The sequence below is a fragment of the Sulfitobacter sp. AS92 genome (assembly GCF_038900015.1).
Taxonomy (GTDB): Bacteria; Pseudomonadota; Alphaproteobacteria; order Rhodobacterales; family Rhodobacteraceae; genus Sulfitobacter.
Genome location: NZ_JBBMQL010000004.1, coordinates 138,063 through 151,975, shown reverse-complemented (window position 1 = coordinate 151,975; position 13,913 = coordinate 138,063). Strand labels below are relative to the sequence as shown.

General features: G+C 59.4%; 14 protein-coding genes. 6 read left to right on the top strand and 8 right to left on the bottom strand.

Features of this window, described 5'->3' with window-relative positions; genetic code table 11:
• Positions 1-23: 23 nt before the first annotated feature.
• From WNY61_RS09775 to WNY61_RS09755, 5 genes are all read right to left on the bottom strand, one after another.
• The gene (locus WNY61_RS09775) at positions 24-536 is read right to left on the bottom strand and encodes a CarD family transcriptional regulator (RefSeq protein ID WP_007120274.1); all 513 of its coding nucleotides are present in this window, start codon (positions 534-536) and stop codon (positions 24-26) included.
• 314 nt (positions 537-850) lie between these two features.
• On the bottom strand, positions 851-1,186 hold the full coding sequence (gene fdxA / locus WNY61_RS09770) for a ferredoxin FdxA (protein WP_342851264.1): 336 nt from the start codon (positions 1,184-1,186) through the stop codon (positions 851-853).
• A gap of 52 nt (positions 1,187-1,238) precedes the next feature.
• Positions 1,239-1,622, bottom strand: a complete 384-nt coding sequence (locus WNY61_RS09765; protein ID WP_342851263.1) for an RNA-binding S4 domain-containing protein — start codon at positions 1,620-1,622, stop codon at positions 1,239-1,241.
• The gene (locus WNY61_RS09760) at positions 1,623-4,607 is read right to left on the bottom strand and encodes a helicase-related protein (RefSeq protein WP_342851262.1); all 2,985 of its coding nucleotides are present in this window, start codon (positions 4,605-4,607) and stop codon (positions 1,623-1,625) included.
• Between the two features lie 15 nt (positions 4,608-4,622).
• Positions 4,623-5,180, bottom strand: a complete 558-nt coding sequence (locus tag WNY61_RS09755) for a tetratricopeptide repeat protein (RefSeq protein ID WP_342851261.1) — start codon at positions 5,178-5,180, stop codon at positions 4,623-4,625.
• A gap of 74 nt (positions 5,181-5,254) precedes the next feature.
• Between WNY61_RS09755 and WNY61_RS09750 the strand changes: the two genes are divergently transcribed.
• The 5 genes from WNY61_RS09750 to WNY61_RS09730 are packed head-to-tail and all read left to right on the top strand — an operon-like array spanning position 5,255 to position 11,026.
• Positions 5,255-5,545: an SCP2 sterol-binding domain-containing protein gene (locus WNY61_RS09750; protein ID WP_067262473.1), complete on the top strand. Its 291-nt coding sequence runs from the start codon at positions 5,255-5,257 to the stop codon at positions 5,543-5,545.
• Positions 5,545-6,492: an alpha/beta hydrolase gene (locus WNY61_RS09745; protein WP_342851260.1), complete on the top strand. Its 948-nt coding sequence runs from the start codon at positions 5,545-5,547 to the stop codon at positions 6,490-6,492. The genes WNY61_RS09750 and WNY61_RS09745 overlap by 1 nt, the downstream gene beginning before the upstream one ends.
• A 60-nt stretch (positions 6,493-6,552) precedes the next feature.
• Positions 6,553-7,557 carry a ligase-associated DNA damage response exonuclease gene (locus WNY61_RS09740; RefSeq protein WP_342851259.1) on the top strand — a complete coding sequence of 335 codons (1,005 nt, stop codon included), beginning with the start codon at positions 6,553-6,555 and terminating at the stop codon, positions 7,555-7,557.
• On the top strand, positions 7,554-9,152 hold the full coding sequence (locus WNY61_RS09735) for an ATP-dependent DNA ligase (RefSeq protein WP_342851258.1): 1,599 nt from the start codon (positions 7,554-7,556) through the stop codon (positions 9,150-9,152). Before WNY61_RS09740 ends, WNY61_RS09735 begins: the two co-directional genes overlap by 4 nt.
• 56 nt (positions 9,153-9,208) lie before the next feature.
• Positions 9,209-11,026: a M3 family oligoendopeptidase gene (locus WNY61_RS09730; RefSeq protein ID WP_342851257.1), complete on the top strand. Its 1,818-nt coding sequence runs from the start codon at positions 9,209-9,211 to the stop codon at positions 11,024-11,026.
• Positions 11,027-11,097: 71 nt separating this feature from the next.
• Here the strand turns inward: WNY61_RS09730 and WNY61_RS09725 are convergent, their stop codons facing one another.
• Positions 11,098-11,367, bottom strand: a complete 270-nt coding sequence (locus WNY61_RS09725) for a DksA/TraR family C4-type zinc finger protein (RefSeq protein WP_342851256.1) — start codon at positions 11,365-11,367, stop codon at positions 11,098-11,100.
• A gap of 128 nt (positions 11,368-11,495) precedes the next feature.
• Between WNY61_RS09725 and WNY61_RS09720 the strand changes: the two genes are divergently transcribed.
• Positions 11,496-12,671, top strand: coding sequence for a dipeptidase (locus tag WNY61_RS09720; protein ID WP_342851255.1), 1,176 nt, complete (start codon positions 11,496-11,498; stop codon positions 12,669-12,671).
• Between the two features lie 59 nt (positions 12,672-12,730).
• Here the strand turns inward: WNY61_RS09720 and WNY61_RS09715 are convergent, their stop codons facing one another.
• Together WNY61_RS09715 and WNY61_RS09710 are read right to left on the bottom strand one after the other, a co-directional pair.
• Positions 12,731-13,213, bottom strand: coding sequence for a hypothetical protein (locus tag WNY61_RS09715; protein WP_342851254.1), 483 nt, complete (start codon positions 13,211-13,213; stop codon positions 12,731-12,733).
• A 105-nt stretch (positions 13,214-13,318) separates the two neighbouring features.
• A complete protein-coding gene (locus tag WNY61_RS09710; RefSeq protein ID WP_342851253.1) occupies positions 13,319-13,879 on the bottom strand; it encodes a hypothetical protein in 561 nt (186 codons plus the stop codon).
• Positions 13,880-13,913: the final 34 nt, after the last annotated feature.

Genomic DNA, 13,913 nt, shown 5'->3' with positions numbered 1-13,913 from the left:
CATGTTCTCAAACTTGTTCGTCTTTAGGCAGCGACGCGGCTTTCCAGCACATCGCCGACCTGCTTTGCGGCAGCAAGCTCATCCCCGCCAGAGACGGCCGCCACTTCGCGGGTCAGACGCTCAAGGGCCGCTTCATAAAGCTGACGCTCAGAATAGCTCTGCTCGCGCTGATCGTCGGTGCGGTGCAGGTCGCGTACGACCTCCGCAATGGCAATCAGATCGCCAGAGTTGATCTTTTGCTCATACTCCTGCGCGCGGCGCGACCACATGGCGCGCTTGACCTTGGCCTTGCCTTTGAGGGTCTTCATCGCGTGGTTGATCACGTCAGGCGTGGACAGCGCGCGCATGCCAATTTCGGTCGCTTTGTGGGTGGGCACCCGCAGGGTCATCTTGTCTTTTTCAAAGGAAATCACGAACAGCTCCAGCGCGATGCCGGCCACTTCCTGCTCCTCGATCGAGACGATCTGGCCCACGCCATGCGCAGGGTAGACAACGAACTCATTCGGGCGGAAATCAAGCTTCTTCGATTTGGTCATATAGATCGCTCCTTGGCGCGCGGGGGATGCCCCGCAATTAACTCATACACCTGAACAACACGTCAAAACGCATACGAAGCACCGCCAGAGCGGCTTGCGTTCGGGTGCGTCTGATCTAGAAATGTGAGGTCAACCTTGGCAGCAGGGTCGAAACATTATCAGGCTCGTGTGTTACAGCTTGAAGACATCATAGCACAGAATCACGCCATCCGAAAGCTGTCCCAAGGTCAACTTGGTGAATTTCCGGTCATTTCAGCGGTTTAGCTGAAGATCCAAGTGACATTCAAACGCAACAAAGACCGAATCAGCAAAAATCAGCCGCCTTCGCCCGGCTTTTCTGAGAAAAGCTCCATCTTGCCGTCTTTGCCGTCCATCTCTTCTGCCGCGGGCAGCGGGTCTTTTTTGGTGATGATGACCGGCCAAAGCTCCGAATACTTGCGGTTAAACTCAACCCATTTCTCCATGTCCGGCTCTGTATCCGGGCGGATCGCATCGGCAGGGCATTCGGGCTCGCAGACGCCACAATCGATGCATTCATCGGGATGAATCACCAACATGTTTTCACCTTCGTAGAAGCAATCCACCGGACATACTTCGACGCAGTCGGTGTATTTGCAGGCGATGCAGGCGTCGTTCACGATATAGGTCATGCGGGAAACTCTGGCTGGGTGTGTGGGGGACTAGCTAAACCGGGGGGCGGGATCATTCAAGGTGGCGCGCCCTAGAAAGATCAAGCTGCCTACGGTCACGCTTTGTCGGGCGGCCCTTTCCCTCATATCCGGGATTTTCGGGCTGTCCGTCCTTTGGTTTCGGCTGCGGCGGGGACAGATCGGTGTAAAGCGCTTGCGCCTCGGGCGCGGGACCACGGCGCTGGCCAATGGCCTCAATCTGAATGACGCGAACGTGATCGCCCTGCGTGAAGGTCAACACATCACCGGGGCCTACGTTGCTGGCGCGTTTTTGGGTGGGGGTGCCGTTAATCCGCACCGCGCCGCCCGCCACCTGAGCGGCAGCGAGCGAGCGAGTTTTGAAAAAGCGGGCGTGCCACAGCCATTTGTCCAGCCGTAGTTTCTCGCCCGCCGTCACTTACTTGTCGTCCTTCAGCCCCATAAGTGCTGCGGCGAAGGGGTTGTCAGGATCGATCTGCTTTTCCTTGCGCGGCGGACGGGCCGAGAAGTTCTGCGATTTGGCGCCCTGCTCACCGCCGGGCTTGCGCCCTTTGCCTTTGCCGGGCTTGCCCCGGGGCTTGCCTTGGCCTTGATTGCGGTCACCGCCGCGACGGCCGCCACCAGCATTCCCACGCGGGCTGCGCGCCCATGTGAAGATATAGTAGGTCTCCATCTCAGGCCCGGCGACATCGGCGTCGGGGGCTGTGCCCTGCGGGATTTCTTCCGCTGGTACTTCAGGGATGGCGGCCTCAACCTCAGTGTCTTCTGCCGCGACATCGGCCATGGGCGCGATGCCATCATCGGGCATCTGTGCCACATCACCGGGGCGGTCATCTGCGCTCACCTCATCCGACGGGGTCTCGATGATACCGCCGGCGGGTTCTTCCGCCGCCACGTCCATGATCGGCTTATCCGCCGCATCATCAGCCGCGAGGTCACTGTCGAGCTTTTCAGGGACGTTGGTGTCGGCGGACGCATCCATCGCGTTATGGCTGCCGTCTTTGGGCATCACCACATCGACAGGCTTCACCTTAGTCCGCTCATCTTTCTCGGCCTTATAACCAAGGCCTTCCATCAGATCGGCGAATTGCTCAAGCGTCATACCCGTGATCGAGAGCATGTCAGGCTTGGCCTCGAACCCACCACGGGAGTCTTCGGCGCGCAGCATGTCGGCCAGACGCTCCAGCATGTCGATGCGGATCGCGCGTTTGCCAGCGTTGCGGTAACCTGACATCGTGTCGGCGCCTGCAGGAGCATCTGCCTCGACCGGGATGGTGACCAGACCGGGGGGCGGGGATTCGGGGAATTCGCTTAAGTCTTTGCTCAGCGACCAGAGTACCAGACGCAGACGCGTCGGCGCGGGCTTGAGCATCAGCGGCATAAAGATGGTGAACTGACCAAAGCGGATGCCATGCTTGCGCAGTGCGCCACGGGCGTCTTGATCCAGCGACTTTACGTCCTCAGCCACCTGAGCGCGCGGCAGGATGCCGAAATTTTCCACTAACTGGAAAGCAAAGCCACGGGCCAGCCCGGTCATGGTCTCGTCTTTGCTCAGCCCCAAGAGCGGCTCGAACAAGGCAGCGATCTTGCGGTCGATGAAATGCTGCAACCGGCGTTTGACCTTCTCAGCCACCTCAGGCCCGGCGATATCATCAACAAAGACCTCAACCTGCGGCTTCAGTGCGTCCGATCCGGCGGTCAGTTTACCAACCGCAGCGCTGCCCCACATCAGGCCGCCCTGCTCGGTGAAATCAATCTCGGTATCGGGCGCGTTGTAGAACCGATCAGCGCGCAGATGGAATTGCGGAGCCAAGGCCTGCAAGGCTGCGGTTTTCACCGTCTTGTCCTCGGCCGCGCCTGCGCCCTTGTCCACCCGAAAGCGGAACCCGTCCAGCTTGCCTACAAATTCACCTTCAACGGTGACTTCACCGGTCTCGTTTACATCGGCCACCATGGCTTCCTTCTGTCCAAGCCGGCGCAACAATACGGATGTACGCCGATCTACAAATCTTTGCGTCAAACGCTCGTGCAGAGCATCCGACAAGCGGTCTTCTACGACACGCGTCGTGTCGCGCCAATGGCTTTCGTCCTTCGTCCAGCCCTTGCGCTGCGCAACGTAGGTCCATGTGCGGATAAACGCGAGTCGTTTGGATAACGCATCAATGTCCCCATCGGTTCGATCAATTCTCTTGATTTGTCGTGCGAGCCAATCGTCGGGGATATATCCACGCTGGTGTAGGTCGTTAAAAATGGTCTCCAACAGCCCCGCATGTTCCGCGTGGCTGATGCCGCGAAAGTCGGGAATGCGGCAGACATCCCAGAGCAGGCGCACCGACGCGCCGTCGGTCGCCCGGGCAAAAACTTCATCGACTTGGGCAAGCGCTTTGAGGGCCTTTAGATCGTCGGACTCACGCGCACGGACCAGTCGCTCGACCTCTGGGGGCATCTCCAAGGTTTGGATCAGCCGGTCGATACTGCCAAATTGCAGCGCGTGGTTGCGCCAGTTCACCTTGTTCTGTGGAGTGAAGTTATGGTCCATGATTGCCCGCGCCACCCCGTCATCTAGCGCGGGCGCATCGCCGGTGGTACCAAAGGTGCCCGACTTGAACCCGCGCCCTGCCCGGCCCGCGATCTGCGCCAACTCATTGGGCGCAAGTGGACGCATCCGCCGCCCATCAAATTTGCTAAGCGCCGAGAAGGCAACATGATCGACATCAAGGTTGAGCCCCATCCCGATCGCATCGGTGGCGACCAAATAGTCGACCTCACCATTTTGATACATCTCTACCTGCGCATTGCGCGTGCGTGGGGAAAGCGCGCCCATCACCACCGCTGCACCACCCTTTTGGCGGCGGATCAGCTCGGCGATGGCATATACATTCTCAACCGAAAAACCGACGATCGCACTGCGTGGCTTCATCCGACTTATCTTTTTCTGACCAGAATAGATCAATTCGCTCATTCGGTCGCGGCGCATGAAATTTACGCCCGGAACCAGCGCAGCGATGGTGCCACGCATGGTGTCGGACCCCATGAACAGCGTCTCGTGCAGGCCACGCGCCCGCAGCAAGCGGTCGGTGAACACATGGCCCCGCTCGGGGTCGGCGCAGAGCTGGATCTCATCAATGGCGACGAAATCCGCGCCCATCTCTTGCGGCATCGCCTCAACCGTGCAGACCCAGTACTGCGTGCGCGGCGGCACGATCCGCTCTTCGCCCGTGACCAGCGCCACGACCGAGGGCCCGCGCGCCTTGACGATCCGGTCATAGACCTCGCGCGCTAACAGCCGCAAAGGCAGGCCGATCACCCCGGTACGATGGGCCAGCATCCGCTCGATTGCATAGGTCGTTTTGCCGGTATTTGTCGGGCCGAGAACGGCCACGACGCGCTTGTTGCCTGCCACCTGTTTATCCTTGAATTAAAGCTCGCGTCCGATGCCGTCCCGGCGCAGCCCCTCAAGGGCGGACCGGGCGTCATCGTGATGCGGGTTGAGGGCGAGCGCCTTGCGGTACAGCTCCGCCGCGCGGCCCAGATCTCCAAACTCCTGCAGCATTACGGCAAGGCCGAAGATCGCGTTATAATTGTCGGGGTTCAGCGCCAGTGTCCGCTCCAGATCATCCAGCGCGGGACCGTAAAGGTCAGCCCCATAATAGGCCTGCGCCCGCGTATGAAACCCTTCGGCAAAATCGGGGGCATGGTCGGTCAGCGCGGTCAAATGCTCAATCGCCTGCCGCGGATCACCGTCTGCCATGGCCTGCCGCCCGCGCGCCAATAGCAAATCCATCGCAGCCGAGCCTGAACGCTGCCAATACGCCTCGATCTCATGAGCAATTCTGGGGGCTTCGGCGGCAGGTGCCTTGCGCAGCTTTTGCATAAGCTCAGGCGGGGCCATTTCGGCCACGGCCATGCCCGCAAGCAACACAAAGCCACCAACTGCCGCAACGGTATGTTTGAGGTTGACGGGTATGATGCGCATAACAAAACTGAATGTAACAGGCTGCCGCCGCAATTCCAGACGTAGCGGGGCCAAATGCCAAAAAAGGGCGAGCGATGAGCGATATTGTGAACGAAGCGGTTGTAGTGCTGAACGAAAAGCTGGCCGGTAGCGATTTTGACGGCACAGCTAAGTTCGACATCGAAGGTGAAGGCACCGTGATGATGGACGAAAACGGCGCACGCGCTGCCGATGAAGAAGCCGACGTGACGCTCAGCGCCGACGCCGAAACCTTTCAGTCGATCCTTGAGGGCGACACCAACCCGACATCCGCTTTCATGACCGGCAAGCTCAAGATCGATGGCGACATGGGCATGGCGATGAAACTTGCGGCTGTGCTCGGCTGATGCCATTGAACCCGGCCCCGCTTTTCACCGATATCGCCCCCGGACCAGAGGGGGGCCAAGCCCATTGGGTAGAGACATCGGATGGCAAGCGGATCAGGCTGGGTCATTGGCCACTGGCAGGCGCACGGGGCACAGTATTGCTGTTCCCCGGGCGCACCGAATACATTGAAAAATACGGGTTTTGCGCCGTCGAACTTGCGCGGCGCGGCCTCGCCACCATGGCGATCGATTGGCGTGGTCAAGGGCTGTCCGACCGGATGCTGCCAGATGCGCGCATCGGTCATGTAGATGCCTTTAGCGACTATCAAAAAGACGTGGCTGCCATGCTGCGTGCGGCACGCAGCCTTAACATGCCGCGCCCCTACTTTTTGCTCGCGCACTCCATGGGCGGCTGCATCGGCTTGCGCGCTGTGATGGAGGGGCTGCCCGTGCAAGCCGTCGCCTTCACTGGCCCGATGTGGGGCATCTATGTCGCGCCTCGACTGCGCACTTTGGCGTGGTCTTTGGCGCAGCTTATGCCGCAAGTCGGTCAAGGCCACCGCCTGCCCCCGGGCACCAGGATCGAAGCCTACCCGGCAATCGCCCCTTTCGAAGATAATCTACTGACCACCGATCCGCAGATGTACGAGATGATGCGCAATCAACTGGCCGCGCACCCTGAACTCAGCCTCGGTGGACCTAGTTTTGTCTGGTTGCGAGAGGCGCTGACCGAGACAAAGCATCTTGCGGGTCGCGCGGCACCGAACATCCCATGCGTTACCTACCTGGGCAGCAATGAACGCATCGTCGCCACAAACCGGGTCCACGCGCGGATGGCGCAGTGGAAAGGTGGCCGATTGGAGATCGTCGAGGGCGGTGAGCATGAAGTGCTGCTAGAGTCCCCAGAGCTGCGCAAACCCATTTTTGATGGGCTGGAGAAGCTTTATCTTGGCAATATGACCGGCTGACCCACAGCACCCTGCGTCATTTTTCTGTGCAATCGGCCCGCGCCGCCTAGATTGCTTTGGATGACACGTGAACCCGTCCTCACCTTCACCGAAAACGGCATCTACTGCGCTGCCGGAGATTTCTATATCGACCCTTGGCGCCCTGTTGATCGGGCGTTGATCACCCATGGCCACGCGGACCATGCGCGCGACGGGATGGGCCGCTATTTGGCCACCCATGCCGCCCTGCCCGTCATGCGCCATCGCTTGGGCGCGATCACGGCTGAGGGCATCGCTTATGGCGAGCAGCGGATAATCGGCGGGGCGACGGTATCCTTTCACCCTGCAGGCCATGTGCCGGGCAGTGCGCAGATCAGGGTAGAGGTGGCCGGCGAGGTGTGGGTGGCATCGGGCGACTACAAGGTCATCAACGACGGCATGTCCGAACCCTTTGAGCCGGTCAAATGCCATCATTTTATTACCGAAAGTACCTTTGGCCTGCCGGTCTTTCGCTGGGCGCCGCAGGCGGATGTGGCGGCTGACCTTAACGCCTGGTGGGCTGGCTGTGCGGCGGCAGGAAAGACAGCGTTTTTGGGTGCCTATTCGTTAGGCAAGGCGCAACGGCTGCTGTCAATGCTGGACCCGGATGTCGGTCCAATTTTGACGCATACAGCGGTCGAAAACACCAACGCCGTGCTGCGAAGCCAAGGCATCACTTTGCCCGACACCACCCTCGTCACGCCCGAGCTTGCGCTCAAAGAGCACCCCGGTGCGCTGGTACTGGCCCCGCCGTCGGCGCTCGGCAGTCAATGGGCGCGGCGGTTTGGGGCGCAGGAAAGCGCTTTTGCATCCGGATGGATGGCCCTGCGCGGGGTCCGCAGGCGGCGCGCAGGCGACCGGGGGTTTGTGATCTCTGACCATGCCGACTGGCCCGGGTTGCTCTGGGCGATCCGCGAGACGGAGGCAGAAAATATTTATGTAACACATGGTTACACGGATATCTTCGCGCGATACCTTAACGACCAAGGCTGGAACTCCCAAGTGGTGCCGACCCAGTTTGACAGCGACGGAGGCGATAGCGAATGAAGGATTTTGCCGCCCTCTTCAACGCCGTGGACCAGACCACCAAAACCACCGTCAAGGTTGCAGCCTTGGCCGACTATTTCACCACCGCCGCAGAGGATGACCGACTCTGGACTGTGGCACTTTTTTCTGGGCGCCGTCCGAAACGGGCGGTGACGACAACGCGACTACGTGAATGGGCGTCTGAGGCTTCGGGTGTGCCGCTTTGGCTATTTGAGGACAGCTATGCCATTGTCGGTGATCTGGCTGAGACTATTGCATTGGTCCTGCCGCCCGTGGACAGCGACGACACCGGTACGTTGACGTCATGGATCAACGCCCTGCGCGAATTGAAGGATGAGGACGACGCCGCCCGCAAAGCCTTCGTTCTTTCGGCATGGCAACAACTTGGCGGCACTGAGCGGTTCCTATTCAACAAGCTCATCACCGGCGGTTTTCGCATTGGCATCAGCCAGAAGCTGATGACCCGCGCACTGTCGCGCGCCACGGGCAAGCCAGAGCCAGAGATGGCGCATCGCTTGATGGGCAACTGGCACCCCGACGGCGTAACGTGGCACAGCCTGATCGAGGCCGAAGATGCCAGCGCCGACGCCTCGCGCCCCTACCCCTTTTACCTCGCCTATGCACTGGAGGACGGACCAGAGGCGCTTTGCGATCCGACCGATTGGCGCGCCGAGTGGAAATGGGATGGCATCCGGGGCCAATTGATCCTGCGTGACGGCGATTACTTTGTGTGGTCGCGCGGCGAAGAACTGATGACCGACCGCTTTCCCGAACTGGCCCGCGCCGCCGATCATATGCCGCCCGGCACGGTGCTGGACGGCGAACTGCTGGTTTGGCAGCCGGGGGCCGAGTTTCCGTCGTCCTTCAACGCCTTACAATCTCGCATTGGGCGCAAGACGGTGCCGAAAAAACTGCTGAAGGAAGCCCCGGTTATCTTACACGCCTATGATCTGCTGGAATGGCAGGGCGAAGACATCCGCGCCCGTCCCTTCGCCGAACGTCGGGCGCTTTTGGAACAGGCCAGCGCCGATCTGCCCGAAGACGCGCCAATCCGCCTGTCCCCGCAGCATCAGTTCAGCGAATGGGCCGAGTTGGCCGCTCTGCGCGACACTGCCCGCGAGGCACAGGCCGAAGGGCTGATGCTAAAACGGGCTGACAGCCCCTACCTGTCGGGCCGCAAAAAGGGCGATTGGTGGAAATGGAAGCTCGACCCGTTGACCATTGACGCTGTCATGATCTATGCGCAATCAGGCTCGGGTCGCCGCGCGAACCTGTTCACCGATTTCACCTTCGCGGTCTGGAATGGCAACGATCTGGTGCCGTTCACCAAGGCCTATTCTGGCCTGACGGATGCCGAGTTCCGCTCCATCACCGCTTGGGTGCGCAAGAACACGCTACAACGTTTTGGCCCGGTGCGGCAGGTCACGCCGCATCATGTCTTTGAAATCGCCTTCGAAGGTATTCAGCCCAGTCCACGCCACAAGTCCGGCGTTGCCCTGCGCTTTCCGCGCATGTTGCGCTGGCGCAAGGACAAGCCGCTGCAAGAGGCGAACACCCTTGATGATCTGAAAGAAATGCTGCGGATTTACGGGTAGGTTGTCCCGGCCCGCCCGGAGGCATAGATGTGACGAAACGCAAAAGAGGTACACCGATGTTTCAGCTTCCCTTCCCGCTTTACGATGCCAACGCCAGCGCCGGGGGAAAAGACCTCGGCAATCTGCCGGAATGGGATTTGAGCGACCTTTACACCAGTGAGGACGCCGCGGAGCTTAAACGCGATCTGGACTGGCTGGAGGAAGCCTGCGCGAGCTTTGCCGCTGATTATGAAGGCAAACTGGCCGAATTGGATGCCAAAGGGCTGCTCGACTGTGTGCTGCGCAATGAGAAAATCAATCAGGTCGCGGGGCGCATCATGTCCTACGCTGGCCTGCGGTATTACCAGCAGACGACGGACTCTGGTCGGGCCAAGTTCATGTCTGACATGCAAGAAAAGATCACTGATTACACGACGCCGCTGGTGTTTTTCACGCTGGAACTGAACAAGCTGCCCGACGATCATCTGGCTGATCTGCTTAACCAAGACCCCGATCTGGCACGCTACAAGCCGGTCTTTGACCGCATCCGCGCGATGAAACCTTATCAACTGTCCGACGAGATGGAAAAATTCCTTCATGATCTGGGCGTGGTCGGTGACGCATGGGAGCGGATGTTCGACGAGACCATCGCCGGGCTTGAGTTTGAGGTCGACGGCGAGACGCTGACCATCGAAGGCACGTTGAACCTGCTGACCGACCCCGACCGCGCCAAGCGCGAGGCGGGTGCACGTGAACTGGCCGAGGTGCTGGGCGCAAACATCCGCACCTTTGCCCGCGTTCACAACACGCAAGTCAAAGAGAAAGAGGTCATGGACCGCTGGCGCGGGATGGAGACACCGCAGACCGGGCGGCACCTGAGCAACCATGTGGAGCCGGAGGTTGTCGAAGCCCTGCGCAATGCAGTGGTCGAGGCCTACCCCAAGCTCAGCCACCGCTACTACGAGCTAAAGCGCAAGTGGCTGGGCCTCGACGTGATGCAGGTCTGGGACCGCAACGCGCCGCTGCCGATGGAAGACCCCAAAGTGGTCAACTGGGCGCAGGCCGAAGACACTGTGATGGAGGCCTATACTGCCTTTGACCCGCGCATGGGCGAACTTGCGAAACCTTTCTTCACCAAGGGCTGGATCGACGCGGGCGTGAAACCGGGCAAGGCACCGGGCGCTTTTGCGCATCCCACCGTGACCAACGTGCACCCCTATGTGATGCTGAACTACTTGGGCAAACCGCGCGACGTGATGACGTTGGCGCATGAATTGGGCCATGGGGTGCATCAGGTGCTGGCCGCCGACCAGGGTGAAATGCTGTCTTCGACCCCGCTGACTTTGGCCGAAACGGCATCTGTCTTCGGCGAGATGCTCACCTTCCGCAAGATGCTCGAAAAAGCCAAAACCCAAGCTGAGCGTAAAGTGCTGTTGGCGGGCAAGGTCGAAGACATGATCAACACAGTCGTGCGCCAGATCGCCTTCTATGATTTCGAATGCAAACTGCACGAAGCACGGCGCGGGGGCGAGCTGACACCAGATGACATCAACGCATTGTGGATGTCGGTGCAGGCAGAAAGCCTTGGACCTGCGTTTGAGTACATGGACGGCTATGAGACCTTCTGGGCCTATATCCCACACTTTGTGCACTCCCCCTTCTATGTCTATGCCTATGCCTTTGGCGACGGTCTGGTGAATGCGCTTTATGCGGTCTATGCCGCAGGTGAAGAAGGCTTTGAAGACAAGTACTTCGACATGTTGAAAGCGGGTGGATCAAAGCATCACAAAGAGCTTTTGGCGCCCTTCGGTCTTGATGCCTCTGATCCTGCATTCTGGGACAAAGGTCTTTCAATGATCTCGGATATGATCGATGAGCTTGAGGCGATGGAATAACGCCACGCCCACAGATTGGTGAGGGCCACAGGTTGGCCCTTGCCGCACTCCGTCGGCCAAAGCAGCTGCGCCTATTTTAGCTGGCTGTCTTTCGATCCACGCCGATTGATCCCGCCACGCATCTGCTTTTGGCTGTCACGCTCTCGCACGCAGTCGATACACAGCTTTACCCCCGGCAACGCAATGCGCCGCGCTTCGGGGATCGGCTCTTCACATTCGGCACAATGGGTCAGACTTTCGCCCACCTGCGCACGGCGGGCCTTCATCCGTGCCAGTTCGTCCGAGATTGACGCTTCAATCTGCTCGCTTACAGCGCCGTCGCGCGCCCATCCACCTGCCATGTCACGCCCTCCAGTTAGGGAATTACCGCTTGATCTTGATTGATATGGTTCCCGCGCCCCTCACGTCACGCTTTATTCGCGTTGCGCGGGAGTCTACGCTTCGCTCAATTTATCAGATGGGACGGGACATGCGCATTATCAAGATCATCCTCGCCGGGCTGCTGGCGGTCGTTTTGCTGGCGGTCATCGGTTTTTTTGCCTTCGCCCCAGCTTTTGTCGAAAAGTCCCGCAATGCGGTGGCTGCGCATGATCCCTACCCCGTGTCTGATGCCGCCCGCGCCCTGCATGACCAGCTGATCGTCGGCGATTGGCACGCCGACCCCTTGTTGTGGAACCGCGATCTCACCCAGCGGGGGGATTATGGTCAGGTCGATGTGCCCCGGCTGATCGAAGGCGGCGTGGCGCTGCAAGTCTTTACCGCTGTTACCAAATCTCCCGCCGGACAGAATTACGACAACAACTCAGCCCAAGCCTTCGACAACATCACCGCATTGGCGGTCGGGCAACTTTGGCCGATCCGTACGTGGAACAGCCTGCTCGAGCGCGCGCTTTATCAGGCGGAGCGGTTGCATAAGGTCGAAGCGGCCATGCCCGACGCATTCCGCATCATCCGCACGCGCGCCGATCTTGAGGCTTTGCTGGCGGACCGCGAAGCTGGCAAGACAGTTGTCGGCGGCATACTGGGCATCGAAGGCGCACATCCGCTAGAGGGGGACCTGGCAAACCTCGACCTGATCGAAGCCGCCGGACACCGTGTCATCGGGCTGCATCACTTTTTTGACAATGAGCTTGGCGGATCGCTTCACGGGCAAGGCAATCACGGGCTAAGCGATTTTGGCCGCGCCGTGGTGGCAGAGGTGGCCAAGCGCGGCATGATCCTTGATCTGGCCCATTCCAGCCCTCAGGTGGCACGTGATGTGCTTGAAATAACGGACATTCCACTGGTCGTCAGCCACACAGGCGTCCGCGCGCACTGCGATGTCAAACGCAACTTCCCCGATGCGTTGATGCAAGAGATCGCCGCCACGGGCGGTGTGATTGGCATGGGCTATTGGGACGAGGTCGCCTGCGGCGATATTCGGCCAGCCGGGATCGCCAAGATGATTGTCAAAGCGGTTGAGGTGGTCGGGATCGATCATGTCTCGCTTGGCTCTGACTTCGACGGGTCGGTTGCCACCGCGTTTGACACCTCGGAGATGCCCGCGCTGACACAGGCATTAATGGACGCCGGCCTGACCGAAACTCAAATCCGCAAGGTCATGGGGCAAAACATGCTGCGGGTGCTGCGGGCCCGATTGAATTGATCGGCGATAAAAAAACACCCCCAAAAGGGGGTGCAGTTGTTAGGCATTGGGGCCGTAGATTATGCAGCGCGCAGGGCGGTATCCCCTTTATTCAGGCGGTCAAACATGACGGATATGCTGACAGCACTCTGCACGAGCCGTTGGCGAAATTCTTGACGCTGGCCGATGCCGCGCGAAGGCACGCTGGTGAGCAAGCAAACGGTGCGTGGGGGCGCTGAAGGATGGGACGAATAGGTCACTTCAACCATCGCCTCGACCTTGCCGAAGTCACGGTCGTAACGGACACTCAGAAAGCGCGCTTCGATCACCTTATAGGCCAAAGTATGTGCATCGAGCGGGCTTGAGACGAGAACGGGATCATAGGTGCGTCGGCGCCGGATAATGTCCCCTGCGGTGAGGGTGGCGATTTTTGCAGATGATTTTTGGGCGATAGGGCTGATAAACATGTGTGATCCTCTTCTCTCGTCGTCCGTTGTGGCTTCCCTTCTTCTGGGTGGTTGCTGTTCCTTGAAGGCGTCGCGCTCTACCCAAGCTGTATACATGTTGTCGCTGCCAATTGTGACAAGAATGGGGCAAGAAATTGCCGACAATGGGGCGTTCGTATAATTCGAGATATTATTTTCACGAATTTTAGCCGATTGCGCGCTTTACGAGACTTTATCTTTGTCTAGAAGCCAGTTTTCCTGAAGTTGGTTTTCAATTGCCTCATCAAAATGTTCACGCACCAATGTCACAGCTGTGGCTGCAGGCAGCCCTGCCCCCATTAGCAGCCATGCCGCGATAAGCCCACTGCGGCCCGCCCCATACTGACAGGACAGAGCGACGGCCTCTCCCGCGTCCAGCGCTTGCTCAAACCGAGCACGATGTTCGGGCCACCGACGCAGGAACGCCTCCCCCGGAACATTGAAATCTTCGATCGCCGCGAATTGTATCTCTAGGCCAACCTGCTGAGAAGTATCAGATATTAGTGCAAATGCATCATTGGGAAGCTCTGCTTCTTCGGTGAGAACTAAAAACTGCCGGGCACCGACGGCGCGTAGTCCTTTGAGGGTTTCCGTCATCTGTTGCGGGTCAAGATAGGGCGTGCCGTCGACATGGGTCAGCAGCCCCGGAAAGCCCGTCATAGCCAGATGCCCCCCACGTGGCGTCGGGATAACAGCGCGGATCGATGTGAACTCGGGATCGAAAGCAGGTGCATCAACAAGCATATTATCATCCAAATAAATTGAGTGTCCGCATCAG